This window comes from Streptomyces sp. NBC_01775 (genome assembly GCF_035917675.1).
Classification (GTDB): domain Bacteria; phylum Actinomycetota; class Actinomycetes; order Streptomycetales; family Streptomycetaceae; genus Streptomyces.
Genome location: NZ_CP109104.1, coordinates 5332705 through 5357738, shown reverse-complemented (window position 1 = coordinate 5357738; position 25034 = coordinate 5332705). Strand labels below are relative to the sequence as shown.

Annotated in this window: 20 protein-coding genes; 10 read left to right on the top strand and 10 right to left on the bottom strand. The window is 72.6% G+C overall.

Going from position 1 to position 25034, the window contains the following annotated elements; all coding sequences use genetic code 11:
- Positions 1-42 precede the first annotated feature (42 nt).
- Positions 43-741, top strand: coding sequence for a TetR/AcrR family transcriptional regulator (locus tag OHB04_RS23950; protein WP_326808263.1), 699 nt, complete (start codon positions 43-45; stop codon positions 739-741).
- Between the two features lie 135 nt (positions 742-876).
- Here OHB04_RS23950 and OHB04_RS23945 read toward each other — a convergent pair whose 3' ends face one another.
- The 4 genes from OHB04_RS23945 to OHB04_RS23930 all read right to left on the bottom strand — a co-directional run bounded on the left by OHB04_RS23945 (position 877) and on the right by OHB04_RS23930 (position 9423).
- A complete protein-coding gene (locus tag OHB04_RS23945) occupies positions 877-2016 on the bottom strand; it encodes an ADP-ribosylglycohydrolase family protein (RefSeq protein WP_326808262.1) in 1140 nt (379 codons plus the stop codon).
- 81 nt (positions 2017-2097) lie between these two features.
- On the bottom strand, positions 2098-5898 hold the full coding sequence (locus OHB04_RS23940) for a tetratricopeptide repeat protein (protein ID WP_326808261.1): 3801 nt from the start codon (positions 5896-5898) through the stop codon (positions 2098-2100).
- A gap of 171 nt (positions 5899-6069) precedes the next feature.
- Positions 6070-8658: a bifunctional FO biosynthesis protein CofGH gene (locus OHB04_RS23935; RefSeq protein WP_326689708.1), complete on the bottom strand. Its 2589-nt coding sequence runs from the start codon at positions 8656-8658 to the stop codon at positions 6070-6072.
- Positions 8659-8823: 165 nt separating this feature from the next.
- Positions 8824-9423: a TetR/AcrR family transcriptional regulator gene (locus OHB04_RS23930; RefSeq protein WP_326689707.1), complete on the bottom strand. Its 600-nt coding sequence runs from the start codon at positions 9421-9423 to the stop codon at positions 8824-8826.
- Between the two features lie 121 nt (positions 9424-9544).
- Here OHB04_RS23930 and OHB04_RS23925 point away from each other — a divergent pair, with 121 nt between their 5' ends.
- Positions 9545-10735, top strand: coding sequence for a cytochrome P450 (locus tag OHB04_RS23925; protein WP_326808260.1), 1191 nt, complete (start codon positions 9545-9547; stop codon positions 10733-10735).
- Between the two features lie 14 nt (positions 10736-10749).
- Positions 10750-10959: a ferredoxin gene (locus tag OHB04_RS23920; protein WP_326689705.1), complete on the top strand. Its 210-nt coding sequence runs from the start codon at positions 10750-10752 to the stop codon at positions 10957-10959.
- Positions 10960-11096: 137 nt separating this feature from the next.
- On the opposite strand, the gene OHB04_RS23915 is transcribed toward OHB04_RS23920, so the two are convergent.
- On the bottom strand, positions 11097-11924 hold the full coding sequence (locus OHB04_RS23915) for a TIGR03619 family F420-dependent LLM class oxidoreductase (protein ID WP_326689704.1): 828 nt from the start codon (positions 11922-11924) through the stop codon (positions 11097-11099).
- 329 nt (positions 11925-12253) lie between these two features.
- Between OHB04_RS23915 and OHB04_RS23910 the strand changes: the two genes are divergently transcribed.
- Positions 12254-13729: a CehA/McbA family metallohydrolase gene (locus OHB04_RS23910; RefSeq protein WP_326809506.1), complete on the top strand. Its 1476-nt coding sequence runs from the start codon at positions 12254-12256 to the stop codon at positions 13727-13729.
- A 29-nt stretch (positions 13730-13758) separates the two neighbouring features.
- Here the strand turns inward: OHB04_RS23910 and OHB04_RS23905 are convergent, their stop codons facing one another.
- Positions 13759-14604 (bottom strand): helix-turn-helix domain-containing protein, encoded by an 846-nt coding sequence (locus OHB04_RS23905; RefSeq protein WP_326808259.1) that lies wholly within the window; start codon positions 14602-14604, stop codon positions 13759-13761.
- Between the two features lie 134 nt (positions 14605-14738).
- Between OHB04_RS23905 and OHB04_RS23900 the strand changes: the two genes are divergently transcribed.
- Both OHB04_RS23900 and OHB04_RS23895 read left to right on the top strand, forming a co-directional pair.
- Positions 14739-15761, top strand: coding sequence for an aldo/keto reductase (locus OHB04_RS23900; RefSeq protein WP_326808258.1), 1023 nt, complete (start codon positions 14739-14741; stop codon positions 15759-15761).
- A 134-nt stretch (positions 15762-15895) separates the two neighbouring features.
- A complete protein-coding gene (locus OHB04_RS23895) occupies positions 15896-16423 on the top strand; it encodes a hypothetical protein (protein ID WP_326689701.1) in 528 nt (175 codons plus the stop codon).
- Positions 16424-16572: 149 nt separating this feature from the next.
- On the opposite strand, the gene OHB04_RS23890 is transcribed toward OHB04_RS23895, so the two are convergent.
- The 4 genes from OHB04_RS23890 to OHB04_RS23875 form a co-directional block, all read right to left on the bottom strand.
- Complete coding sequence (locus OHB04_RS23890; RefSeq protein ID WP_326808257.1) at positions 16573-18312, bottom strand: N-acyl-D-amino-acid deacylase family protein; 1740 nt, start codon at positions 18310-18312, stop codon at positions 16573-16575.
- A 160-nt stretch (positions 18313-18472) separates the two neighbouring features.
- Complete coding sequence (locus tag OHB04_RS23885; RefSeq protein ID WP_326689699.1) at positions 18473-19600, bottom strand: LLM class flavin-dependent oxidoreductase; 1128 nt, start codon at positions 19598-19600, stop codon at positions 18473-18475.
- Between the two features lie 337 nt (positions 19601-19937).
- Positions 19938-20729: an SDR family NAD(P)-dependent oxidoreductase gene (locus tag OHB04_RS23880; protein ID WP_326689698.1), complete on the bottom strand. Its 792-nt coding sequence runs from the start codon at positions 20727-20729 to the stop codon at positions 19938-19940.
- A 128-nt stretch (positions 20730-20857) separates the two neighbouring features.
- Positions 20858-21808 carry a TIGR03619 family F420-dependent LLM class oxidoreductase gene (locus tag OHB04_RS23875; protein ID WP_326808256.1) on the bottom strand — a complete coding sequence of 317 codons (951 nt, stop codon included), beginning with the start codon at positions 21806-21808 and terminating at the stop codon, positions 20858-20860.
- A gap of 264 nt (positions 21809-22072) precedes the next feature.
- On the opposite strand from OHB04_RS23875, the gene OHB04_RS23870 reads away from it, so the two are divergent.
- Genes OHB04_RS23870 through OHB04_RS23855 form a run of 4 tightly spaced genes read left to right on the top strand, consistent with a single transcriptional unit; the run spans position 22073 to position 25017 of the window.
- A complete protein-coding gene (locus OHB04_RS23870; RefSeq protein WP_326689696.1) occupies positions 22073-23608 on the top strand; it encodes an ATP-binding protein in 1536 nt (511 codons plus the stop codon).
- Positions 23605-24030 carry a roadblock/LC7 domain-containing protein gene (locus OHB04_RS23865; protein ID WP_326689695.1) on the top strand — a complete coding sequence of 142 codons (426 nt, stop codon included), beginning with the start codon at positions 23605-23607 and terminating at the stop codon, positions 24028-24030. Before OHB04_RS23870 ends, OHB04_RS23865 begins: the two co-directional genes overlap by 4 nt.
- Complete coding sequence (locus OHB04_RS23860; RefSeq protein WP_326689694.1) at positions 24027-24392, top strand: DUF742 domain-containing protein; 366 nt, start codon at positions 24027-24029, stop codon at positions 24390-24392. Before OHB04_RS23865 ends, OHB04_RS23860 begins: the two co-directional genes overlap by 4 nt.
- On the top strand, positions 24364-25017 hold the full coding sequence (locus tag OHB04_RS23855; RefSeq protein WP_326689693.1) for a GTP-binding protein: 654 nt from the start codon (positions 24364-24366) through the stop codon (positions 25015-25017). Before OHB04_RS23860 ends, OHB04_RS23855 begins: the two co-directional genes overlap by 29 nt.
- Positions 25018-25034 lie beyond the last annotated feature (17 nt).

The following is a 25034-nucleotide window of genomic DNA, read 5'->3' as shown; positions in this document are numbered from 1 at the left end:
ACCGGTTCACGACGGGGGACGGCGGGGCGGCATGATGGGCCGATGTCCCGACGGCCCGCATCGCCCGCACCGCACGGCCGCACCGGCCGACCGCCCGTGACCTCCCGCACGCAGATCCTGGAGGCGGCCCGGCGGCTCATCGACCGGGACGGCTGGGAGAAACTGACCATCCGCCGGCTGGCCGCCGAGATGGGCATCGGGGCGACGACCCTGTACCACCACATCCGGAACAAGGACGACCTGCTGGTCCTGCTGCTCAACCACCACATCGGCCAACTCAGGCGCCCCCAGCTGCCCAGCGACCCACGGGAGCGCATCGTCGCGGCGGCCACCGCGATGCACGACGCCCTCACAGCCTGGCCCTGGGCCGCGGAGGTCCTCTCGGCCGACGGTTTCGTCGGCCTCCTCGACGAATCGGCGATGTGGATGGTCGAAGCCATCGTTTCCGGGGCCGACGACTACGGATGCACGCCGGAACAGACCGTCGACGTCTTCCGCAGCATCTGGTACTACACCGTCGGCGAGGTCCTCGTCCGCGCCCACTCCGCCCGCCGCCGAACCGACGGCGAACCCTTCGCCTACCGCGACGACCTGGACGCGTCCCAGGTGCCGCACCTGGCGGCCATCGGCGTCCGGTGGGCCGCACTGGCCGCCCGGGACATCTATCCCCAGGGGCTCCGCACGTTCGTCGACGCGCTGCTCGCACAGGCCGCGTCGGAGACTCCCCGTGGCGTCGGCTGAGCACGGGCACCGATCCCGCCGAGCCACCGAAGGGCCTGGCCGCGCCGGACGGCCTGCGTCTGCTCGGCAGCGCCGCTCCGCCCGGCGAGATGACTACCGGTCAGGCGGTAGGCATCACGCCGGGCGGAGCGGCGGTCACGCGCGGGGGTAGCGGGCGAGCCAGGCCGGGGAGGCGGCGCCCGGGCCGTGGAGGGCGGGGCCCTGGGTCATCTCCATCGCGAAGTCGTCGGCGAGTTCGAGAATGGTGGCGCGGCCCTCGACCTCGGCGACCCAGCCGGGCGGGAGCGCGGTCTCGCCGTGGATGGCGCCCAGGAGGTTGCCGCAGATGGAGCCGGTCGAGTCGCTGTCACCGCCGTGGTTGACGGCCAGCAGCAGGCCGTGGCGTACGTCCTCGGCGACCAGCGCGCAGTACACGCCGATGGAGAGGGACTCCTCGGCCGTCCAGCCCTCGCCGAGCGCGGCCACCCGCTCGGGGGAGGGCATGCCCTGGCGAACCGCACCGAGCGCCTGCTTGAGCGCCTCGGTCGTCTCCTCGTGCCCCGGGCGGGCGGCCAGCTGGACGAGGGCCCGCTGTACGGCGGTGTCGAGCCCCTCGCCGCGCGCGAGGGCGTGCACGATCGCGGCGAACGCGCCCGCCGCGAGGTAGCCCGTGGGGTGGCCGTGCGTCTGGGCCGCGCACTCGACGGCGAGCTGGAAGACCAGCTGCGGCTCCCAGCCGACCAGCAGCCCGAACGGCGCGGACCGCATGACGGTGCCGCAGCCCTTGGACTGAGGGTTCTTCGGCTTGTCGAGGGTGCCCATCCTGTCGTCGGCCAGCCCGCTGAGGCAGGCGTTGCCGGGAGCGCGGCGGGAGTAGAGCCACTCCTCGCGGGCGAGCCAGCCGTCCGTCTCGCGGCGCTCGTCGGGGCCCCAGTCGCGCTGGGTGGCCGCCCAGCGGCGGTAGGCGGCGTGCACGTCGGTCGGCGGGTGCCAGGCGCCGGTGTCACGGCGCACGTGTGCGCGGATGAGCCCGTCGACGGTGAAGAGCGTCATCTGGGTGTCGTCGGTGATGGCTCCCCTGCGGCCGTAGGCGGACACATAGTCGGTCACACCCTGCCGGCCGCACTTGTCGCGGATCTGCGCGAGGGAGTCGAACTCGACGCCCGCGCCGAGCGCGTCGCCGATCGCCCCGCCCAGCAGACATCCGCGCACTCTGCTGCGGAAATCCTGCTGCTCGGCCCGGCCCCATATGGCCGTGGCGGCGGCGCTGCCGCCCTCACCACCCGAAGCTGCCACGTTCCCGTGCCCTCCCGAATCCCGCGCTGGGCTCCCCCGCCCTTCCGGCGCAGCACTCTAATCGACTCGCCTTCGGATCGGTCAGATGTGGTGTCCGCGTGGGCCGCCCGAGGTCGCCGGCTGATCGGCGAGGCGGGTGGCGAGGGCGGTGAGGCGGGTGCGGTGCTCGTCGGGGACGTCCGGCACCGCCGCGAGGAAGCGGAGCGTCTCCGCGGTGTCCCACAGCCGCTCCCAGTACGGGCCGCACGCGAGCAGTTCGTCGAGCCGTTCGTCGAGCCGTTCGTCCAGTCGTTCGCCGAGCTGCCGCCCTTCGGCCGCGGGTGGGCCGGCGAGTGCCGCGTCTGCCAGGAGGACACTCGCGAGGCGGTCGGCGGCGCTGTAGCGGGACGCGGGGAGCTGTTGGGCGAACCGTTGCCAGCGGGCGCGGGCGGTGGGCGAGGTCAGGCCGTCCTCCGCCGACGCGCACAGGGCATCAACCAGATACCCCTCCTCCGACGGGCCGCCCAGGGGCTCCCCCGGCAGCTCCAGGGCATGGGCCAGATCGGCGCGGGCGCGGTCCGTCCCGCCGCGCAGCAGCTGGAAGTACGCGCGCAGTGCGAGGTAGCCAGGGTCGTCCGGTTCCAGTTCCACGGCGCGGCTCACATCCGAAAGCGCCCGATCCTGACTGCCCAGGTACCAGTGGACGAGCGCGCGGAGCGCATGGCTCCAGGCGTACTCGGGTGCGAGGCCGACGGCGCGGTCGGCGGCGGCGAGCGCCTCGTCCAGCCGGCCGTGGTGCCGGTGCAGCAGGGCCAGGTCGTGGTGCGCGTCCGGGGAGTCCGGGTCCAGTTCCAGGGCCCGGTGGCAGTCGGCGTACGCCTCGTCGAAGCGGTCCACCGTCCGGTACAGGTCCGACCGTTCGAGCAGATGGGCCACGTTGTCGGGGCGGGCCGCCAGGACGCGGTCCCGGTCCGCCAGCGCGGCCTCGTACGCTCCGGCCTCCTCCAGGAGCCGGGCGCGCCTCGCCAGCGCGTCGACCGGGTCCCGGCACTCCTCGATCTTCGCCAGCTCGGCGAGCGCGTCCTGGGGGCGGTCCACCGCCAGCAGCACCCTGGCACGCACCGACCACAGCCAGGTCGGCTCCGACAGCCCCTCCTCCTGTGCGGCGGCGAGCGCCGGGCCGAGGCACTCCAGCGCCTCCTCGGGCCGGCCGAGCGCGAGGAGGCACTGGGCGCGGCAGCCCAGGTCCCAGGAATCGCCGGGGGCGAGGGACAGCGCCCGGTCGAAGTCGTCGAGCGCCTCGCTCCACCGGCCGGTCAGGCGGAGCAGCTCGGCGCGCGCGGTGCGGGCCCCGGGGTGGTCGGGGACGTTCTCCAGGGTCGCCGTCAGACCGGCCAGCGCCTCGCTGTTGCGGCACAGCTCCCGCAGCGTCGTGGCCCGCTGGTATCGGTACCAGTTGTCCTCCGGGGCCAGCTCCAGCGCCCGGTCCAGGTCCGCCAGGGACTCCTCGGGCCGCCCGAGCGCGCGCAGGCACACGCCGCGCTCGGCCAGCTGCCACACGCTGTCGGGGTCCAGCTCCAGCGAGCGGTCCAGGTCGGCGAGCGCTTCCTCGTGTCTGCCGCTGCGGCGCAGCACCTCGCCGCGCAGGGCCAGGCCCCACGAGTTGTCCGGGTCCCGGAGCAGGCTCTCGTTCAGTACGTCGACGCTCTCGTCGAGGCGTCCGAGTTCGGCCAGGCAGGAGCCCCGGAAACGCAGCGTCCAGGGGTCGCCGGGTGCCAGTTCGAGGGAGAGCTCGGCGTCGGCGAGCGCCTCCTCGTGGCGGTCCACCATGCGGTAGGTCAGTCCGCGCTGGTCGAGTGCCGAGGGTGTGTCGGGCCACAGCGCGAGGGCGCGGTCGAAGTCGGCGAGTGCCTCGGTGTACCGCCCCCGCCTCCGCAGCAGTCGGCCCCGCCCCTCGTAGGCGGCGGCGTTGTCCGGGTCGAGGGCCAGGGCGCGGTCGAAGTCGGGGCGCGCGGCGTCCAGTTCCCGCCCCGTCAGCAGGCGTGCCCAGCCGCGTTCGGCCAGCACGACGGCCGCGCGGCGCGGGTCGGGCTCCAGCGCGGTGAGCAATACGTCGCACAGGCGCAGCTCCCACGTCCGCTCGCCGGAACCGTCGCCGGGCGCGGCCTCGTCCGGCATGGCTTCGTCCGGGGCGGGGCCGTCCGGGTGTGCCGCGCCCTCCGGTCCGGGGCCGTCCGTGAGCACCGCGTCCAGCCGGGCTGCCCAGGTGCTCAGGGTCCCGTCACCGGAGTCGGTGCCGGCGCGGGCCAGTGTCGCGACCCAGGCGCGGGCCGAGGAGGCACCGGAGTCGGCGGCGTGCAGGGTCTCTTGCAGCGCCTGGTGCAGCGGTCCGCGCGGATCGGCGCACAGCAGGTGGTAGGTCTCCAGCCTGCGCTGCTCGCGCCAGTCGGCGTCGTACCAGCACTTCAGCCGCCAGCGCTCCTCCGACCAGTTCCGGTCGCCCTTCACCACGGTGGCCGCCTCCGCGCGGCGGGCGGCGAAGTGGGCCGACAGGTCCTGGTGCCGGGCACGCCAGCGCCGCGGGGACTGGTTGCGCTGGAAGCGCAGGACGGTGCCGCGGACCACGTCGTGGTACTGCGCGCGGCCCGCGCGGTCGCGGACGAAGGGGAGGGAGCGCAGCCAGCCGTAGAGGGCGGCGCACTCCTGCTCCGGCAGGCCGGAGGCGGCGCGGAAGACGTCCTCGTCCAGGTCGAGGGGGAAGGCGGCGGCCTGGGCGACCTCCCTGTGCGCCGGGTCCTCGATCCACTTCAGGAAGCGTTCGACGGCGGTGCCGCTGGGATCGCCGATGTCCCCGGAGCCGGCGGGGCGGGTCTCGGCCAGCATCGTGAGGAGGACCGGGAGGCGGCCCGACAGGTGCAGGACGACATCGACGACCTGCTCGTCCGTGACGCCCTTCGCCGCCAGCAGGCTCCTGGCCTCCTCCTCCGTGAAGATCTCCAGCGGCAGTTCGGCCAGGAAGCCGGCGGCGTCGGACCAGCGGGCGCGGTCGGGCGGATGCTGTCCGGCGAAGGTCAGCAGCGCGTTCGCGGGCATCGCGCCGTACCGGTCGGTGCTGGCCACCTCGTGCAGCCAGGTGTCGAGCACGGGTCCGGTGCGCTCGTACGTGTCGAAGAAGAGGGCGAGCCACGGGTGCTGGGCCGCCACCGAACGCAGGTCCGCCAGGAAGACCGGGGTGAGTTCCTGGAGCGGTGTGAGGACGAGGCTCACGTCGTCGTGGTCGCGCAGCCGGGTGCTGAGGGCCGCGCGCCAGCGGTCCATCCCCTGGGCGAGCTGCGCGGGGTCGACGGCGCGGGCGGCGAACGACCCGATGCCGGGGATCAGTTCCAGCCCGGCGGTGGCCGCCGTCGCCGCGACCGTGCTGGCGCGGGAGGCCGTGCTGCCGGGCGCGGGTGGGCTGCCGGGCGCGGGTGGACTGCCGGGGGCCGGGCTGCCGGGGTGCGGTTCGGGGAACATCGCGGCGGCCGAGGCCGCGTCCGCCTCGTGGCGGCGTTCGCGGTAGCGGGTCAGCAGCCGGTCGAAGCTCTTGAGCGGCGCGTCCTGCTGGGCGAGCTGGGCGCTGATGGACTCCATGGCGTCCACGGCGCCGTGTACGGCCTCGTCCACGTACGCGGTCAGCGCCTCGTGCTCGCGCGCCGTGCCCTCGAACTGCCGGACGAGAGTGGTCTTCCCGACGCCGGAGACCCCGTGCACGTGGAAGAGGAAGCGGTGGGCCGGGTCATCGGGTGCGGTGGCGAGGTTGTCCCGGAACACGCTCTGTTCGGCGCCGCGCCCCACCAGTCCGCTGTCGCGACGGCGCCGCATCAGCTCCTGCATCGACACCGGCCCGGTCACACGCCCCGCCATGGCTTCCCCCTCGTGCCCGTCGTTCCCGCCCCACCGGCCGCCCGCTGCCAGTGCGGTCCAGAGGCAGCAGAGTGCTCCAGGCAGCAGTGTGCCCCGCGCACGCCGGAGAGGTGGGGTCTTTTCAGCCCCGGCTCCGGCGTGCGCGGACCCCGCACACAGGATCCGGCCCCCTCACACCAGCGGCAGCAGCTCCGGGAGGTGGCCGTCGGAGTCGTGGGCGGCCCGGAGGCGCTCTTCCGGGACCTCGCCGTAGGAGGTCGTACGGGCGCGGGAGGGACGGCCCGCGGCCTCGGCGATGGCCTGGAGGTCCTTGATGGAGCGGTAGGAACCGTAGGAGGAGCCCGCCATGCGGGAGATGGTCTCCTCCATCAGGGTGCCGCCCAGGTCGTTGGCGCCGGAGCGGAGCATCTCGGCGGCACCCTCGGTGCCCAGTTTGACCCAGCTCGTCTGGATGTTGGGCACCCAGGGGTGGAGGAGGAGGCGGGCCATGGCCGTGACCGCGCGGTTGTCGCGGGTGGTGGGGCCGGGGCGGGCGATGCCCGCGAGGTAGACGGGGGCGTTGGTGTGGATGAAGGGGAGCGTCACGAACTCCGTGAAGCCGCTCAGGTTCTTCGACAGCGCGGAGCGCTGGATCTCGGCCAGCAGCCGCAGGTGGCCCAGCCAGTGCCGGGGCTGGTCGACGTGGCCGTACATCATCGTGGACGTCGAGCCCAGGCCCACCTCGTGCGCCGTCTTGATCACCTCGACCCAGGTGGCGGCCGGGAGCTTGCCCTTGGTGAGGATCCAGCGGACCTCGTCGTCCAGGATCTCGGCGGCGGTGCCCGGGATGGAGTCGAGCCCCGCTTCCTTGGCGGCGGTCAGCCACTCGCGGATGGACATGCCGGTGCGGGTGGCCCCGTTGACGACCTCCATCGGGGAGAAGGCGTGCACATGGATGCCCGGGACCCGCTCCTTGACGGCGCGCGCGATGTCGAAGTAGGCGGTGCCGGGCAGGTCGGGATGGATGCCGCCCTGCATGCACACCTCCACAGCGCCCACGTCCCACGCCTGCTGGGCGCGGTCGGCGACCTGCTCCAGGGAGAGGGTGAAGGCGTCGGCGTCGGTGCGGCGCTGCGCGAAGGCGCAGAAACGGCAGCCGGTGTAGCAGACGTTGGTGAAGTTGATGTTGCGGGTGACGATGTACGTCACGTCGTCGCCGACCGCGTCCCGCCGCACGTCGTCGGCCGTGCGGCACAGCGCGTCCAGGGCCGGTCCGTCCGCGTGCAGCAGGGCGAGCGCCTGGTCGTCGGTGAGCTTCGTGGGGTCGGCGGCGGCCTGGGTGAGTGCCTCGTGGACGTCGGAGTCGACACGTTCGGGTGTCATGCCGGGCGCCGCCCGCTCGCGCAGCTCCGCCCAGTCTCCGTACACCTCGTCGAAGTCCTCGCGGCGGTCGGCGGTGCGGCCCTCGGTGTCGATGGTGCGGTGCAGATCGGTGCGTCCGCTGGGGGTGAAGCCCTCGTCGGGCTCCTGCCAGGGGCGGCCCTCGACGACGGCGTCCGCGCGGGCCATGCCGGTGTCCGGGTCGGCCAGCGCGCGTACGTGCGGCAGGACGCGCGGGTCCAGCCAGGGCTCGCCGCGCCGGATGAACTCGGGATAGACGGTGAGCCGTTCGCGCAGCTCGAAGCCGGCCTCGCGGGTCTTGTCCGCCAGCTGGTCGATCTGCGGCCAGGGGCGCTCGGGGTTGACGTGATCGGGGGTGAGCGGGGAGACGCCGCCCCAGTCGTCGATGCCCGCCTCGATCATCCGCGCGTACTCCCCGTCCACCAGGTTCGGCGGCGCCTGCACGCGTGCCGAAGGGCCGAGGATCAGCCGGGCGACGGCGATACAGGCGGCCAGCTCCTCCAGTTCGGCGTCGGGCATGCCGCGCATGGCCGTGTCCGGTTTGGCCCGGAAGTTCTGCACGATGACTTCCTGGATGCCGTGGTAGGCGCGCTGCACGCGGCGCAGCGCGAACAGGGAGTCGGCGCGCTCCTCGTACGTCTCCCCGATGCCGATGAGGATGCCGCTGGTGAACGGCACGTTCGAGCGGCCCGCGTCCTCCAGGACGCGCAGCCGCACGGCCGGGTCCTTGTCGGGCGAGCCGTGGTGGGGGCCGCCCTTCTCCGACCACAGGCGGGTCGCCGTCGTCTCCAGCATCATGCCCATGGACGGCGAGACGGGCTTGAGCCGCTGGAAGTCCGTCCAGGTCAGCACGCCGGGATTGAGGTGCGGAAGGAGGCCGGTCTCCTCCAGGACGCGGATCGCCATGGCGCGTACGTAGGCGAGGGTGTCGTCGTAGCCGTGCGACTCCAGCCACTCCCGGGCCTCCGGCCAGCGGTCCTCGGGCCGGTCTCCGAGCGTGAAGAGGGCTTCCTTGCAGCCCATCTCGGCGCCGCGCCGGGCGATGTCCAGCACCTCGTCGGGCGAGAGGAACATCCCGTGCCCCTCGGAGCGGAGCTTGCCGGGCACGGTGACGAAGGTGCAGTAGTGGCACCTGTCGCGGCACAGGCGCGTGAGAGGGATGAAGACCTTGCGGGAGTAGGTGATGACGCCCGCCCTGCCCTCGGCTTCCAGGCCCGCGTCCCGGACGCGGGCCGCGGAGGCGGTGAGGTCGGCGAGACTGTCGCCCCTCGCCTGGAGGAGGACGGCGGCTTCCGTGCTGTCGAGGGCGACGCCGTCGCGGGCGCGCTTGAGCGCCCGGCGCATCGCGTTCGCCGTCGGCGCCTGTCCGTGTGAGGTCATCCAACGAGCGTATCCCCGCATCCCGGCATATCCGCAGGCCCGGGCGGTGTGATCCCGGCGGCTTCAGCCTCGGACCTCAGCCCGGCCGGTTGAGCCGGATCGCGTGGATCCGCTTGCGGCCCTCGGACTCTGGTGGCGGAGCAGTCCGCGTGCGCATGCCCCGCGTTACCGGGCCCGCACCAGTGGCAGGTAGACGGTGTCGATGATGTCCTCGATCACGGCGTCCGTGATCGGCGTCCCGCGGAGCACGAACTCGCTGCGCAGCAGGTCGTGTGCGGCGGTCATGGCACGCGTGCCCCGCAGTTCGGGGCGGACCTCACCACGCTCGATCCCACGCCGGTAGATCTCGTCGACCAGGTACGGCCCCGTCTCAAGAAGCTGCCTTCGTGTCTCGGCGGCAAGTTCCGGGTTCTTTGCCACCTCCGCGAGCACTCCGCGAAGCAGCTCGCCGTACTCGGAATCCATCAGGTCGGCGAGCGAACGCAGCAGCGCGTGCGTGTCCGAGGCGAAGGACCCGGTGTCCGGCGTGGACACCAGGGAGCGGATCAGCTGCCCTTGCGCGTACACCACGAGCTCGGCACGGTTGCTCCACCTGCGGTACAGCGCGGCCTTGCTGGTGCGCGCCCGGCCGGCGATCCAGTCCATGGTCAGCGCCGCGTAGCCACGTTCGATGAGGCCCTCACGCGCCGCGCGAAGGATCGCGTCCTCCAACTCGGCGCCACGCCTGCGCGGCCCCCGGCGGTGATCGGTCGCGCTGCTCATCATGCTGCTCACGGTATTACGGGGTGCTCACGTCGCGCTCACATTGCGCTCGCCGGTTCCAGAAGCCTACCCTTTTAGAGAACGACACGTTCTCTAAATTTGGCCACGGCGTTTGAGGTGTCACATGGAAGAGACGATCACCTACCCGCAGGTCCGTACCTGCCCGTACCGCCCGCCGCACGGCTACACCGAACTGACCGCGCAGGGGCCGCTGCACCGCGTCGAGCTCCACGACGGCAAGCTCGGCTGGGTGGTCACGCGGTACGCGGAGGCCCGCGCGCTGCTCAGCGATCCACGGCTCTCGTCCAACCGGACCGACCCGAACTTTCCGCTGGTCTCGGCACGCGGAGCGGCCGTTCGCAGCCAGCCGCCCGCGTTCGTCGGTATGGACCCGCCGGAACACGGCTACTACCGGCGCATGACCATTCCCGAGTTCACCGTCAAGCGGATGAATGAATTGCGTCCGAGGATCGAAGAGATCACGGAACGGGCCGCCGAGCAGCTGCGCGCGGCCGGCCCGTCCGCGGATCTGGTCGTCAACTACGCGTTGCCGATCCCGTCCCTGGTGATCTGCGAAGTGCTCGGCGTGCCGTACTCCGATCACGAGTTCTTCGAGGACGCGAGCAAACGGCTGGTGCGCAGCGCCAACACGGAGGAAGTCGTCGCCGCCCGCACAGAGCTGGTGGCGTACCTGGACTCGCTGGTCGACGCCGCGATCGAGAACCCGCGGCCCGGCCTGGTCAGCAGGCTGGCCAACGGTGAACTCGCCCGCGGCGAGCTGCCCCGGGACCACCTCACGGGTATCGCGTTGTTGCTTCTGGTCGCGGGCCATGAGACCACCGCGAACGTGATCACCCTGGGCACCCTGATGCTGCTGGAACACCCCGAGCAGCTCGCCGCGTTCCGCGCCGACCCCGAGGTCGTGCCCGGCGTCGTCGAGGAACTGCTGCGCTACACCTCCATCGCGGACTCCGCGGGGGTTCGGGTGGCCACGGCGGACATCGACATCGCCGGCCAGCACATCCGCGCGGGCGAAGGGGTGCTGATCCCGAACGGGCCGGCGAACTTCGATCCCGCGATGTTCCCCGAGCCGGAAGAGTTCGACATTCAGCGGGGCTCGCGCAAGCACAACGCGTTCGGCTACGGCGTGCACCAGTGCCTCGGGCAGAACCTCGCGCGGCTGGAGCTCCAGATCGCGCTGCCGCTCCTCTTCGAACGCTTCCCCACCCTGCGGCTCGATACCCCGGCGAGGGAACTGCGGTCCCGCCGCGCCGACACCATTCAGGGTGTGGACGAACTGATTGTCACCTGGTGAGAACGGAGCCCACGATGCACGTGACCGGAGACCGAGAGGTCTGTGTCGGAGCGGGTCAGTGCGTACTCGCCGCTCCCGATGTATTCGACCAGGACGAGGAGGAAGGTCTCGTCGTGGTGCTGCGGGAGCACCCCGGCGAGGCCCGGCGCGAGGCCGTCGAGGAGGCAGCGGACACCTGCCCGTCGGGCGCTGTGCACATCGCCGCCCGCGAAGACACCACGTGACGGGTCGGATCACCTCTCAGGTGCGCACCGAGGCGGGGCCGTTGAGCTGGGACGTGACGACGGGGCCCGACAGGAGGAGCGTATGAGCCCTGTCGCCCGCCGGTGCCGGGCCGCCTCCGCCGGGGCGGGCCGTGGGGTCAGAGGTACCGCGCGTAGTCGTCCAGGGTGCGCAGGACCTCGTCCTCGGGGCCGGAGGGGAGTTGGAGGAGGACCTCTTCGGCGCCCAGGTCGCGGTAGCGCTTGAGCTTGCCGGGGGCCGGGACGACGAAGCCGGGGACGAGGCCGGGGGTGCCCTTCCGGCCCGCCGCCTCCCAGGCGCGGCGCAGGTCGGGGAGGGTTTCGGACAGGCCGCTGCCGCCGACGGGCAGCCAGCCGTCGGCGTACTCCGCGATGTGGGCGAAGAGCGTGGGGCCCGCAGCGCCGCCGAGCAGGAGGCGGGGGCCGCCCGGGCGTACCGGCTTGGGGTGTGCGTGGGAGGCGCTGACGGAGGCGAACTCGCCCTCGTACGCGGTCGGCTCCGCCGCCCACAGGGCGCGCATCAGCGCGATCCGGTCCCGCACCAGGCTGCGGCGGGTGCGCCACTCCACACCGTGGTCGTTGGCCTCCTCGACGTTCCAGCCGAAGCCCACGCCCAGGGTGAAGCGGCCCTCGGACATCCAGTCGAGGGTCGCCGCCTGCTTGGCCAACGCGATGGGGTCGTGCTGGGCGACGAGCGCGACGCTGGTGCCCAGGGCCAGCCCCTCGGTGACGGTCGCGGCGGCGGCGAGTCCCACGAACGGGTCGAGGGTGCGCCCGTAGGGGCGGGGCAGCGGGCCGCCCATCGGCGCCGGGGTCTGCCTGCTGACGGGGATGTGGGTGTGCTCGGGCAGGTACAGGCCGCCGAAGCCGCGCGCCTCCAGCTCGCGGGCCAGCCGGGCGGGCCGGATCGTCTCGTCGGTGAGGAGGATGGTCGTCGAGATCCGCATTCCGTCACTGTGCCCTCACCCAATGGTGAACTCCATGCCTTCCGCGGTACTTTCCCCGCGCGTCCGGGGCGCGTAGAACCTGCGGCATGGACACGTCCGGAGAAAGACCGCACGCGCGGGGTGCCGCAGGGGCCACGGGGGCTGCCGGGGTCGTCGAGGTGACTGGGGTGACAGGGACGGCGGAGGCTGTGGGGGCTGGCGAGATGGCCCCGCCCGGCGAGCGCGAAGCGCGGACCGGCGAGCGTGAAGCACCGCCCGGCGAGCGTGAAGCACCGCCCGGCAGGCGTGCCGCGCTCAGGCTGTCGCTGGCGGCGGGGGCGGCCACGGCGATGGCGCTCGGCCCGGTGGGCTTCGCCCGCGCCGACGGCAGCGGGGAGGACCGCACCGGGCCGAACGGGGCCGGGGACGACGGGCGGGGCGACGGCGCCGGGGAGACCGTGCGCCATACGGTGCGCGGGCACCTGCCCACCGGTGCGCCCGATTTCGTGTATCTGCCCGTCGAGGTCCCCGAGGGGATCCGCGAGCTCTCCGTCTCCTACCGCTACGACAAGCCGGACGTCCCGGCGGGCACACCCGGCAACGCGCTGGACATCGGCGTCTTCGACGAGCGCGGCACCTCGCTGGGCGGACGCGGCTTCCGGGGCTGGTCCGGCGGGTTCCGTGACACGTTCACCATCAGCGCCGAACAGGCGACGCCGGGCTATCTGGCGGGGCCCGTCCGCGCGGGCACCTGGCAGGTGGTGCTCGGCCCCTACACGGTGGCGCCGCAGGGCCTGGACTACGAGGTGACGGTCACCCTGCGACGCGGCGAGCCGGGCCGCACGCCCGCGCCCGCCTACCCGCCCGAGCGGGCCAAGGGGCGGGGCCGGGCCTGGTACCGAGGTGACTGCCATCTGCACACGGTGCACTCCGACGGCGCCCGCACCCCCGCCGAGGTGGCGGCGGCGGCCCGCGCCGCCGGACTGGACTTCCTCACCACCACCGAGCACAACACCACCTCAGCGCACGCCGCGTGGCAGGGGCTGTGGGGGGAGGATCTGCTGGTGCTGTGCGGCGAGGAGATCACCACCCGCAACGGCCACTACCTGGCGCTGGGCACCGACCCCGGCACCTTCCTCGACTGGCGCTACCGGGCCAGGGACGACGCCTATCCGCGCTTCGCCCGCGCCATCCACCGGGCGGACGGCCTGGTGGTGCCCGCGCATCCGAACTGCCCGTTCGTGGGCTGCCGGTGGAAGTTCGGCTACGAGCACGCGGACGCGGTCGAGGTGTGGAACGGCCCGTGGACGGCCGACGACGAACTCGCGCTGGCCGCCTGGGACGACATGCTCGTCAGCCGCGAGGAGTGGCTGCCCGCCATGGGCAACAGCGACGCGCACAAGGAGGGGCAGGACGTCGGGCTGCCGCAGACCGTGGTGTACGCCGACGAACTGGCGCGGCGTCCCCTGCTGGCGGCGATCCGCGCCGGGCGCTCGTACGTGGCCGAGTCGTCCAAGGTGCCGGCCGAACTGACGGCGCGCACCTCCCGGGGCGCGCACGCCACGCTCGGCGGCGCCCTGCGCGCCGCCCCGGACGCCGAGGTCACGGTCTCCCTCACGGTGCGCGGCGCGCCCGAGGGCGGCACGCTGCACCTGGTCACGGACGAGGGCACGATGCGCACCGGCCCCGGCCCCACCCTGACCTGGCGGACGACACCCTCGCTCGCCACCTACGTACGGGCCGAGGTCCGGCACCCCGCGAAGGCGGGGTCCGGGCTGCCGGGGGCGATGGCGGCGCTGACCAACCCGGTCTGGCTGGGCGGGTGAACGCGCCGGGGACACTCCCCCGCGGACCGCTATGCCGCGGACCACTCGCGCGGCCGGTCCGCGAGGCGGCGCAGGGCCGTCTCCGAGGGTGAGCCGGGCTCGACGGTGTAGGTGCACAGCACCTGGTCCACGTCGACGGTGAGCTGGAGGGTCTCGTACGTCACCTCCAGCTCGCCCACCTCGGGGTGGCGGATCCGCTTGCTGCCCGAGAGCCTCGCGCGGACCCGCTGGTCCTCCCACAGGGAGCGGAACTCCGCACTGCGGTCGAGGAGTTCGCTCAGGACGCCCTTGACGCGGGGGTGGCAGGGGTAGCGGCCGGTGTCGGCGCGCAGGGCCGCGACTGTTTCGGCGGCCACCCCGTCCCAGTCCGGGTGCAGGTCGCGGCTGTCGGGGTGGAGGAAGACCAGGAGCGGGGCGTTGCGCCGGTCCGGGGGCAGGGCCTCCAGGTCGAAGGCGACCCGGCCGCCCAGCGCGTTCCAGGCCAGATAGTCCAGCCCCGGCCCGACGACGTGGGCGGGCACGGAGGGGTCCATGGCGTCCAGCAGCCGCTGGATCTCGGGCCGTACGACGGGCTCGGCGTCGGCGTGGCCGAACCGGGGGTCGGCGAGGTCGCGCAGGTAGGCGTGCTCGTCGGTGCTCAGCCGCAGGGCACGGGCCAGCGCGTCGAGCACGGGGTCGGAGATGCTGTGCGCCCTGCCCTGTTCGATGCGGGTGTAGTAGTCGACGCTGATGCCCGCGAGCTGGGCGACCTCCTCCCGGCGCAGGCCCGGCACCCGGCGCCGGTTGTGGACCGGCGGGAGCCCGGCGTCCGCCGGGTCGATCGCGGCCCTGCGGGATTTGAGGAACGCGTCCATACCCATGCTGTCCGGCTTCATGAACCCAGTATCGGCCGAAGGGTGGTACTGGCGAACCCAGGTTGCGCCGGATCTGGCTGGAGGGGGCGGGCGGGCCGAGGGTGGTCATGTCGGAGCGACGGGCTCCGGCGCGGAAATCAGACAGGGGCACAGCTGTGCGACGCAGGATTCTCGGCGGCACCGGCATCTCGGTGAGCGACCACGCGCTGGGCGCGATGATGCTCGGCACCACCAACACCGACCACGACGACTGCGTACGGATCATCCACCGCGCGCTGGACGCGGGTATCAACCTGGTGGACACGGCCGACGTCTACGGCAACGGGATCAACGAGGAGGTCGTCGGCCGCGCCCTCAAGGGCCGCAGGGACGAGGTCGTGCTGGCCACCAAGGCGAGCCTGCCGATGGGCGAGGACCCCAACCAGCGTGGCAACAGCCGCCGCTGGCTGACCCGCGCCCTGGACGACAGCCTGCGCAGGCTGGGCACCGACCATGTGGACCTCTACCAGCTCCACCGGCCCGACCCGCACACCGACATCGACGAGTCGCTCGCCGCGCTGTCGGACTTCGTACGGGCCGGCAAGGTCCGGGCGGTGGGCACCTCCACCTTCCCGGCGGAGCTCCAGGTGGAGGCCCAGTGGACGGCCGAGCGGCGCGGGCATGTGCGCCCGCGCACCGAGCAGCCGCCGTATTCGATGCTGGCCAGGGGCGTGGAGGGCGCGCTCCTGCCGACCGCGCAGCGCTACGGGCTCGGGGTGCTGGTGTGGGGGCCGCTGTCGGCGGGCTGGCTCTCCGGGCGCATCCGCTCGGCCGAGGACATCGACCTGAGCGCGGGCCGCACCGCCATAGAGCGCCACAAGTTCGATGTGTCCCTGCCGCACAACGCCCGCAAGCTGGAGGCGGTGCGCGCACTGGCGCAGCTGGCCGAGGAGGCGGGTCTGGAGCTGCGGCACATGGCGGTGGCGTTCGTCCGCAGCCACCCGGCCGTCACCTCGGTGCTGCTGGGGCCGCGCACCATGGAGCACCTGGACTCGCTGCTGACGGGTACGGAGGTGACGCTGAGCGCCGATGTGCTGGACCGCATCGACGAGATCGTCCCGCCGGGCACCGATGTGAACCCGGACGACTTCTACTACACGGCGCCGGCGCTGGCGGACGCCTCCTTGCGACGGCGCTGACGCGGGCCGCGGCGGCGTGGCCGGCTCCCCGGCCGCAGCCGCCGCAGCCGCGCAGCCACCGCAACTGATCTCGTGACCAGCTCAGATGTCCTGCGGATCAGTTCCGGAACCGGTGGCTCCCCGGCCACCCGCGTGTGACCATCGCACGGTCGGCTGCCCGCACCGCGGATCGTGACCGACATCCGAAGAGCGATCACGGGGATCGGGGAACGATGCGCACATGGAAGACGGCTGCCTGCCTGGCGGCCGTGACGGCATTACTGACGACCGGCTGCTCCGACGACGGGGGCGATGACGACCGGGTTCAGGGAGTCGCGAAGTCCGACGGTCCGGCGAGCCCGGTCAAGAGCGACGTCACCGTCGAGATCAAGGTGACAGGGGACTCGCCCGCGAGCGTGTACATCCCCGGGATCCTGTTCGACTCCAAGGACAAGAAGAGCGCCGACGATCCGGACCTGGATCTGGACCACATCAAGACGCCGTTCTCGAAGAAGCTCACGTCGCGGCCGGGCCGGTCGCTGAGCATGCAGGTGGCGTCGGAGAAGCCGAGCAAGGAAATCGGCTGCCAGATCTACGTCGACGGCAAGCTCAAGGCGCAAGAGCGCAAGAAGATGAAACCGGGATACACGCTCAACACCACGTGTACCACCACCACGTCTTGAGGTGGTCACCCCCTGAGATGGTGACGTCCTGAACCGGGGCCTGCGCGGGCGACGGCCGGGAAGGGCAGTGGGAACGCGCCCTCACCCGGCCGCCGATGCGCCGTGGTGCTTCCGTGCCGCGGTGCCGCGCGGATCGGCGGGTCGGCGGGTCAGCGGGTGCTGACCGTCTCCGTGTCGCGGCCCGAGCGCAGGACCGTGCCGGGCACGGCACCGGTGACCTTGTCGTCGCGTATGGTCTCCACGCCGTTGACCCACACGCCGACGACGCCCACGGCCTCCGAGTCCAGCCGGGGGCTGTCGCCCGGCAGGTCGTGCACCAGCGTGGCCCGGCCCGCGTCGATCCGCTCGGGGTCGAAGAGCACCAGGTCGGCGTGCCAGCCCTCGGTCACCCTGCCCCGCTCCCGCAGCCCGAACAGCCGCGCGGGATCGTCGGTGAGCATCTTGACGGCCCGCTCCAGGGAGACCAGCTTCCGGCCGCGCAGACAGTCGCCGAGGAAGCGCGTGGTGTACGGAGCGCCGCACATCCGGTCCAGGTGCGCGCCCGCGTCGGAGCCGCCGAGCATGACGTCCTCGTGCTCCCAGGTCTGCCGGCGCAGCTCCCAGGAGGCGGGGTCGTTGTCGGCGGGCATCGGCCACAGCACCGTCCGCAGCTCGTCGCCCGCGCAGATCTCGACCAGGCAGTGGAAGGGGTCCTGGCCGCGCTCGGCGGCGATGTCGCGGACGACCCGGCCGGTCAGGCCCTCGTTGGCGGCCGAGTAGGTGTCCCCGATGACGTAGCGGTCGAAGTTGGCCAGCCGGCGGAAGACACCGGCCTCCTTGCTGTCGGCCCTGCGCAGCATCTCGGTACGCACGTCCGCCTGGCGCAGCTTCGCGATGCGCTCGGGGACGGGCAGCGAGAGGATGTCGCCCCAGCCGGGGATGAGGTTGAGCGCGCAGAAGGTGCCCAGCGACATGTTCATGGGCGTGAGGATGGGCATGGTGAGCGCGACGACCCGCCCGCCCTCGCGCCGCGCGCGCTCGCTGGCCTCCAGCTGGCGCGGCACCCGTTCGGGTACGGCGGCGTCGATGGTCAGCACGTTCCAGTTGAGGGGCCGCCCCGCCTCGGCCGACATCCGCGCGAACAGGTCGATCTCCTCGTCGGAGAACTGATCCAGGCACCCCGCGACGATCGCCTCGATCTGGGTGCCCTCGTGCTCGGCGACCGCGCGGGAGAGCGCGAGCAGTTCCTCGGGGCGCGCGTGCCGGGAGGCGACGGGCTTGCCGTCGCCGTCGGAGTGGGTGGAGGACTGCGTGGTCGACAGCCCCCACGCGCCCGCCTCCATCGCCTCGTGGAAGAGCTGGAGCATCGCCTCCAGCTGCGCCTCGGTGGGCTGCCCGCCCACCGCGTCCTGGCCCATCACATGCCGGCGCAGCGCGCAGTGGCCCACCATGAAGCCCGCGTTGACGGCGGTCCGGCCCTCCAGCGCGTCCAGGTACTCGCCGAAGGAGTGCCAGTTCCACGGCGCGCCCTCCTCCAGCGCGACCAGGGACATGCCCTCCACCTTGGACATCATCCGCCGTGTGTAGTCCGCGTCCTGCGGCCGGTCGGGGTGGAGCGGCGCCAGCGTGAAGCCGCAGTTGCCGCCCGCGACGGTGGTCACGCCGTGGTTCATGGAGGGGGTGGCGTACGGGTCCCAGAACAGCTGGGCGTCGTAGTGCGTGTGCGGGTCGACGAAGCCGGGCGCGAGCACCAGCCCGGCGGCGTCCTGACTGCTCCGGGCCTCCTCCCGCACGCTCCCGGCCTCCCCGACAACGGCGATCCGCCCGTCCCGGATCCCGACATCGGCCACACGCGAGGGCGCCCCGGTACCGTCGACGAGGGTCGCGCCCTTGATGAGGTGATCAAGCATGCTGAGAGGTACCTCCTAGGTCGCTCGTACAGAACGTCGGCCCCCGACCCCGGCGCGGAGCGCCGAAGCGTCGCCCGGCGGCCGGGCGTACCAGGGTCAAGGCGAAAGCCCCGCGCGGAGCACCGAGGCACCGGAGAAGAGCGGGGCCGCCACAGGCGTGTCAGCCCAGCGCCGTGCGGCGGAAGCGCGTCGTGCGGTGGACCGGGTCGGTGTCGATCTGCGGGATCACGTGCTCACCGATGAGCTTGATCGTGTTGAGCGTGTCCTCGGAGGAGATGCCGATCGGCAGCCCGAAGGAGAGCTGGTCCGCGCCGGCCTGCTCCCACCGCTTGCACTGGCGCAGCACCTCCTCCGGGTTGCCGCAGATCATCAGCTCCTCGGCGATGAGCAGGTCGACGATCTCCTCGGTGTACTCGGGGATCAGCTCCGGCCACTCGGGGATGCCCTCGGGCCGGGGGAAGGTGTCGTGGTAGCGGAACAGGAGGGACTGGAGGTAGTTGAGCCCGCCCTCCACCGCGATCCGCTTCGCCTTCTCCGTCGTCTCCGCGCAGATCGCGGTGGAGGTGACCATGACGTTGTCGTTGACGTAGTCGGCGATGGGCTGCGCGTCCTTGACCGCGCCCTTGTAGGACTCCAGGACCCACTCCATGTCGGAGACCTTCTGGACGCTGAAGCCGAGGACGCCGAGCCCCTTCTTGGCGGCCATGGCGTACGAGGAGGGCGAGCCCGCCGCGTACCACATGGCGGGGTGCGAGCCCCCGTACGGCTTGGGCAGCACCTTGCGCGGCGGCAGGGACCAGTGCTTGCCCTGGAAGCCCTCGTACTCGTCCTGGAGCCACATCTTGGGGAATTCGGCGATCGTCTCTTCCCAGATCTCCTTGGTGTGGTTCATGTCGGTGATGCCCGGCAGGAACCCGAGGATCTCGTGGGAGCCCGCGCCCCGGCCCGTGCCGAACTCGAAGCGCCCGCCGCTGAGGTGGTCGAGCATGGCGACCTTCTCCGCGACCTTCACCGGGTGGTTGACCTGCGGCAACGGGTTGAAGATGCCGGCACCGAGGTGGATGCGGTCGGTGGCGTGTGCGAGATAGCCGAGGAAGACGTCGCTGGCCGACAGGTGGCTGTACTCCTCCAGGAAGTGGTGCTCGGAGGCCCACGCGTACTTGAAGCCCGACTTGTCCGCCTGGATGACGTATTCGGTCTCCTCGACCAGTGCGTTGTGCTCGGCCTGGGGGTCGGCCTGGGCCCGCGCTGCGGGCACGTACCCCTGAACAAAGAGCCCGAATTCCACGGCGGTTCACTCCCTCTTCGTTTCTGACGCACCGTCAGATCTCGACGGATCCGACTCTCGCACCGCCCGGTAGGGCCGTCAATACCGGCGGACCACCCGGACGGCACCGTGGAGCCGGGCGGGGAGATTCCGTGAAAATCGCGTGCGGGAGACGGAAGGACTTGCGAAACCTTCCTGACGAAAATGAGGGCACGCCGCAGGGCGCCACGTCGCGCGTGTTCACAAGTAAAGGAGCAAACACGCCGCACCGGGGGCCCGTGCGGGCAGATGGGGGCCGGAGCCGGGAGCCGAGGCAGCTCCGGGAACAGAGACCGCCCCCGGACCAGCGGCCCGGGGGTCAAAGGACGGAGACCCCGGCCAGCCACCCGCCGTCGATGACGAACGGCTGCCCCGTGACGTACGAGGAGTCCTCGCAGCTCAGAAAGAGTGCCAGCCGGGCGACTTCCTCCGGCCGCCCCACCCGGCCCTGCGGGATGAGCTTGGCGTAGAAGGCGTCCAGTTCCCCGGCACCGCCTCCTTCCACCCGCAGCCCGCTCTCGGCGGCCTTCGCCGGGTTCGTCATCGGGGTGTCGATCGCGCCGGGACACATGGCGTTCACCCGCACACCTTTGCCCGCCAGCTCCATGGACGCGACGCGGGTCATGCCCACGATGGCGGCCTTGCTCGCGGCGTAGGCGGTGAGGAAGGCCATGCCCGCCATGGCCGCGTACGAGGCGGTGTTGACGATGGTGCCGCCGCCGGCCCGCTCGATGTACGGCACGAGGGTCTTCATGCCGAGGAAGCAGCCGGTCTGGTTGACCTCGATCACCTCGCGGAACTCCTCGACGGGGGTCGCGGCCAGCTCGTGGAAGCGCAGGATGCCCGCGTTGTTGACCAGCGCGTCCACGGGTCCGAACCGGCGCTCGGCCGCCTCGGCAGCCGCCTGCCAGCTCTCCTCGCTGCGTACGTCCAGGTGCACGTAGGCGGCGGACTCGGCGCCCAGTTCGGCGGCGACCCGCTCGCCCCGCTCGTCCAGGACGTCGCCCAGGACGACCTTGGCGCCCTCGGCGGCGAACAGCCGGGCCTCCTGCTCACCCTGGCCCCGCGCGGCACCGCTCACCAGCGCCACCCTGCCATCCAGCTTCCCCATGACCGGCCGTCCCTTCTGATCGGTTGACTGTGCGGCTCCGAGCGGTCGGCGCCGAGCGGTCGGCTCCGGGGCTGTTGTCCGGTGGGGGCTTGCGGCTCCGGGCGGCCGGCTGTGCGACCGCGCACGGGTCAGTCCCGCAGCAGAGGTGCGACCTCGGAGGCGAAGGCGTCCATCTGGTCGGTCAGTTCGGACACCGCGCGGGAGCGGAAGCGGACCTGGATCTGGCTGACGCCCATCGCGCGGTAGGCCCGCAGCGACTCGGCCAGCGCCGGGGCGGAACCGCTGAGCGTGCGGCGGCCCACCTCCCACTCCGGGGTGCCGACGTAGAGCGGTTCGACAATGGCTCCGAAGGTGAACGGCGCCGCGCCGAGCCCCGCTTCGGCCCGCAGCCGCCGTATCCGCTCGATCCGGTCCGGCAGCGCCTCGCGCGGGTCGCCCTGCGGGAGCCAGCCGTCGCCGCGCAGCGCGGCCCGCCGCACCGCCGCCGGCGAGGAGCCGCCGACCCACAGCGGGGGCCGGGGCGTCTGCACGGGCCGGGGCTGCTGGCCCAGTCCGGAGAAGGCGAAGCGCTCGCCCGCGAACTCGGGGAACTCCTCCTCGCCCAAGGCCGCCTTGAGCGCCTCCATGGTCTCGTCGAGAACCCGGCCGCGCCCCTCGAAATCCGCGCCCAGCACGTCGAATTCCTCGCGTACGTGTCCCGCGCCCACGCCGAGGATCAGCCGCCCGCCGGAGAGCCGGTCGAGGGTGGCGTACTGCTTGGCCCCGGCCAGCGGGTGGCGCAGGCCCACGACGGCGACGTGGCTGAGCAGGGCCACCCGTTCGGTGGCGGCGGCCAGGAAGGCGAGGGTGGCCACCGGGTCGTACCACACGGTGCTCATCGCACCGGCCAACCGCCGGGGGATCGCGACATGTTCACAGCAGGCGACATAGCCGAAGCCGCCCCGGTCCGCCGCGCGCGCCACGGCCAGCAGCTCGGCGGGTCCGGCCGTGGCCTCCCAGGGCTCGGCGTAGAGGGTGCTCTGTGACTGGACCGGCAGCTGGATGCCGTAGGCGAGCCGCCCGGCGGGGAAGTTCAGCACGGGCCCATGCTCGTATCTGACGGTCCATCAGGCAAGGGGTGGGAAGCTCCGGGGACACACCGGCCACAGCGCGGGCGCGCGCGGATGATTTGCTGAACACAATCAACAAGCCATCTTCCGCATATGGCTGCGTGACGGGAGGGACTGAGAGAGCATGTCCGAACCGCTGTGCCCAGGAACCGGTCCGCCGGCTCCGCAGGCCGCCACCCGGCCGTGGCCCGGCGGGTTCGGCCCGCACGACAACCCAATCGCTCAAGGACGCCGATGACCGAGATACCGGTGGCGCTGACCGTCATCCTGTCCGTGGGGACGGCGGCGGCCGTGGCGCTCGCCTTCCTGCTGGCGCGTTCGCGCGGGGAGACGAAACGGTTGCGCAAGCGCTCCTCGACCCTCGAACGAGACCTCCAGACCGCCGCGGGGCACCAAGCGGCCCTCACGGCGCGGGTCCAGGGCACCGAGGCGGAGGTGCGGCACCTGGCCGGTGCCCGCCTTCCGGACCTGACGGCGGCCCTGGCCCACCCGAACGTCCCCGTACGCGGCCCCCTGGACCCCGCCGTCGCGGGCAGCGAGCTGGACCGCGCCCTCACAGCGGTGCTGGACCAGGTCGGCGACGCGGTCGCCAAGGAGCGGCTGCGCGTCGACGGCGCCGCCCAGGCGGCCATGCGCGGCGCCACGACCACCATCCAGGCGCTGCTCTACCAGCTCCAGACCCGGCTCCAGCTGATGCAGGAGCGCTACGACGACCCCGGGATCGCCGAGGACCTGCTGGCCGCCGACTTCCTCAACGAGCAGGCGCTGCGCCGTATCCAGTCCACCGCCGTGGTCTGCGGCGCCTGGCCGGGCCTCACCCGCCAGAACTCCCACCTGAGCGACATCGTCGTCGGCGCGATGTCCCGGCTCAGCGGCTACGAGCGGGTCCAGATCGCCAACCAGCTGCGCGACCCGGTGGGTGTGGTGGCGCGCGCGGTCGAGCCCGTCGCGGTGGTGCTCACCGAGCTGATCGGCAACGCGCTGCACTTCTCCCACCCCGACCTGCCGGTGCCCGTCACCCTCCAGCAGGGCAACCGCGGCGCCTCGGTGATCATCGACGACGCGGGCGTCGGCATGCACACCGACGAGCTGGCCAACGCCCGGCACATGATGGCCGGGCCGGACACGGTGCTGCTCACCGAGCTGGGCGACCCGCCCAGGACGGGTCTCGCGGCGGTGGGGCAGCTCGTGCGGCAATACGGCTTCACCACCCACGTGGAAGCCTCCCCCTACGGCGGTGTGCGCGCCATCGTGCACATCCCGGGCGAGCCGCTGCTCACGCTGCTGGACGAGGTGGAGCAGCCCATGTCAGCGATGGCGCCGCTCCCGCCCACCACTCCCCCGCTGCCGGGCCGCACCTCCACCCAGCACGCGCCTGCCCCGTCGTCGGCGCCCCTCGAACCGGCCACGGACTGGGTCGGAGGCGCGAGCGGGGACACCGCGCCCGCCACCGGGAGTGCCATGACCGAGGACGCCGAAAGCGAACTGCCGCGCCGCCGCAGGCGCAGGCCCGACCCGGAGGCCGGGGCGGGCATCGCCCCCGCACCCGGCGCGCAGGCCGCCCCGGCCGCCACCACGGAGCCGGAAGCGGCGGCCCCCGAGGCATCACCGGAACAGAGCGCCGAGCGCTGGGCCGCCTTCCAGCGCGGTACGAGCTCCGGCCGCGCCGCCGCCGACGGCGGCTCAGCCGAGGACCCCGCGCACGGTGGCGCGGCCGACGACCACCACCTCGCCGATCCCCATTCCGCTGAAGGGAATCCGCTCGCATGACAATCCCCGCACGCCGGTCCGTCCGGGAGGACACATCCTGGGTGCTGGCCCCGCTCATGGATCTGCCACACGTCATCCACGCGGCCGTCATCTCCGGAGACGGCCTGATCGAGGGCCGCTCGCCCGAACTGAAGCGGGAGTCGGCCGAGGGCGTCGCCGCGATGCTCTCCGCGCTCCAGGGCGCGGCCCGGACCACCACGGCGGCGTTCGCCGGCACCTACGAGGTGCGGCTGCGGCAGACCGTGATCGAGTCCGACAACGGCTGGGTCCTGGCGATCCCGGCCGGGCAGAACACCACGCTGGCCGTCTTCGCCGCGCCCGAGGTGAACATGGGCGTCGTCACCCACCACATGCAGGTCCAGGTCGCCTCGCTGGGGGCAAAGGTCATGAGCAGCCCGCCGAGGGACAACGCCTCCACATGACCCCGCCGCCCCGCGACAGCAGGCGCCTGGTGCCCGCTTATCTGGCGACGACCGGGCGTGCCCTGCCCAGCCGTAACACCCTCGACCGGCTCACCGTGCTGTACGGCGCGGCAGATCCCGCTCAGCCCGGGCTTCGCCCGGAGGAGAAGCGGATGCTGGAGCTGCTGCGCCCCGGTTCGCTGACGCTCGCCGAGACCGCCGCGCGGCTGCGGCTCCCGGTCAGTGTGGTCAAGGTCCTGGTGGCCGACCTGGTGGACGCGGGCCGACTGCGGGCCCGCGCCCCGATTCCCGACGCCGAACTGCCGGAGCGGCAGATTCTGGAGAAAGTTCTCGATGGACTCCGCACTCTCAAGTCCTCCTAGTCCGGACGCAGGAGCCGGCTCCATATATCTGGGCGACAACCCCCAGACACTGGTGAAGCTCCTGGTCGCGGGGCCGTTCGGGGTGGGCAAGACCACGTTCATCCGATCGCTGTCGGAGACCGAGCCGCTGCACACCGAGGAGGTGATGACCCGTACCGGCGCGATGGTCGACGACCTGGCCGGGGTCCGGGACAAGACCACCACCACGGTCGCCATCGACTTCGGACGGCTGACGCTCCCCGGTGACCTGGTGCTCTACATGTTCGGCACCCCGGGCCAGCGTCGCTTCCGCCCGCTGTGGCAGGACATCGCGCGCGGCGCGCTGGGTGCCCTGGTGCTGGCCGACACCCGCCGCCTCGCGGACTCCTTCGAGGTGATGGACATGATCGAGGAGGCGGGGCTGCGCTACGCGGTGGCCGTCAACTCCTTCCCGGACTCACCGGCGCACCACCCCGACACCCTGCGCGACCACCTCGACCTGCACCCGGACACACCGCTCGTCGTGTGCGACGCGCGTAGCCGCGACCAGTCGGCCGACGCGCTCATCGCGCTCGTCGGCCATGTGCTCGATGTGTTCGACCAGCAGTCCCAGCAGTCGCCCAGCCAGCCCCAGGAGCCCGCGTGACCTTCCCCGCCGCCCCC

Excerpts from the sequence above, each read along its gene's own strand:
- OHB04_RS23950 (WP_326808263.1), top strand. The coding sequence starts at position 43 with ATGTCCCGACGGCCCGCATCGCCCGCACCGCACGGCCGCACCGGCCGA.
- OHB04_RS23905 (WP_326808259.1), bottom strand. The coding sequence starts at position 14,604 with ATGAAGCCGGACAGCATGGGTATGGACGCGTTCCTCAAATCCCGCAGG.
- OHB04_RS23910 (WP_326809506.1), top strand. The coding sequence starts at position 12,254 with ATGGCGCTCGGCCCGGTGGGCTTCGCCCGCGCCGACGGCAGCGGGGAG.
- OHB04_RS23870 (WP_326689696.1), top strand. The coding sequence starts at position 22,073 with ATGACCGAGATACCGGTGGCGCTGACCGTCATCCTGTCCGTGGGGACG.
- OHB04_RS23855 (WP_326689693.1), top strand. The coding sequence starts at position 24,364 with ATGGACTCCGCACTCTCAAGTCCTCCTAGTCCGGACGCAGGAGCCGGC.
- OHB04_RS23915 (WP_326689704.1), bottom strand. The coding sequence starts at position 11,924 with ATGCGGATCTCGACGACCATCCTCCTCACCGACGAGACGATCCGGCCC.
- OHB04_RS23860 (WP_326689694.1), top strand. The coding sequence starts at position 24,027 with ATGACCCCGCCGCCCCGCGACAGCAGGCGCCTGGTGCCCGCTTATCTG.
- OHB04_RS23925 (WP_326808260.1), top strand. The coding sequence starts at position 9,545 with ATGGAAGAGACGATCACCTACCCGCAGGTCCGTACCTGCCCGTACCGC.
- OHB04_RS23880 (WP_326689698.1), bottom strand. The coding sequence starts at position 20,729 with ATGGGGAAGCTGGATGGCAGGGTGGCGCTGGTGAGCGGTGCCGCGCGG.
- OHB04_RS23935 (WP_326689708.1), bottom strand. The coding sequence starts at position 8,658 with ATGACCTCACACGGACAGGCGCCGACGGCGAACGCGATGCGCCGGGCG.
- OHB04_RS23890 (WP_326808257.1), bottom strand. The coding sequence starts at position 18,312 with ATGCTTGATCACCTCATCAAGGGCGCGACCCTCGTCGACGGTACCGGG.
- OHB04_RS23940 (WP_326808261.1), bottom strand. The coding sequence starts at position 5,898 with ATGGCGGGGCGTGTGACCGGGCCGGTGTCGATGCAGGAGCTGATGCGG.
- OHB04_RS23865 (WP_326689695.1), top strand. The coding sequence starts at position 23,605 with ATGACAATCCCCGCACGCCGGTCCGTCCGGGAGGACACATCCTGGGTG.
- OHB04_RS23920 (WP_326689705.1), top strand. The coding sequence starts at position 10,750 with ATGCACGTGACCGGAGACCGAGAGGTCTGTGTCGGAGCGGGTCAGTGC.
- OHB04_RS23930 (WP_326689707.1), bottom strand. The coding sequence starts at position 9,423 with ATGATGAGCAGCGCGACCGATCACCGCCGGGGGCCGCGCAGGCGTGGC.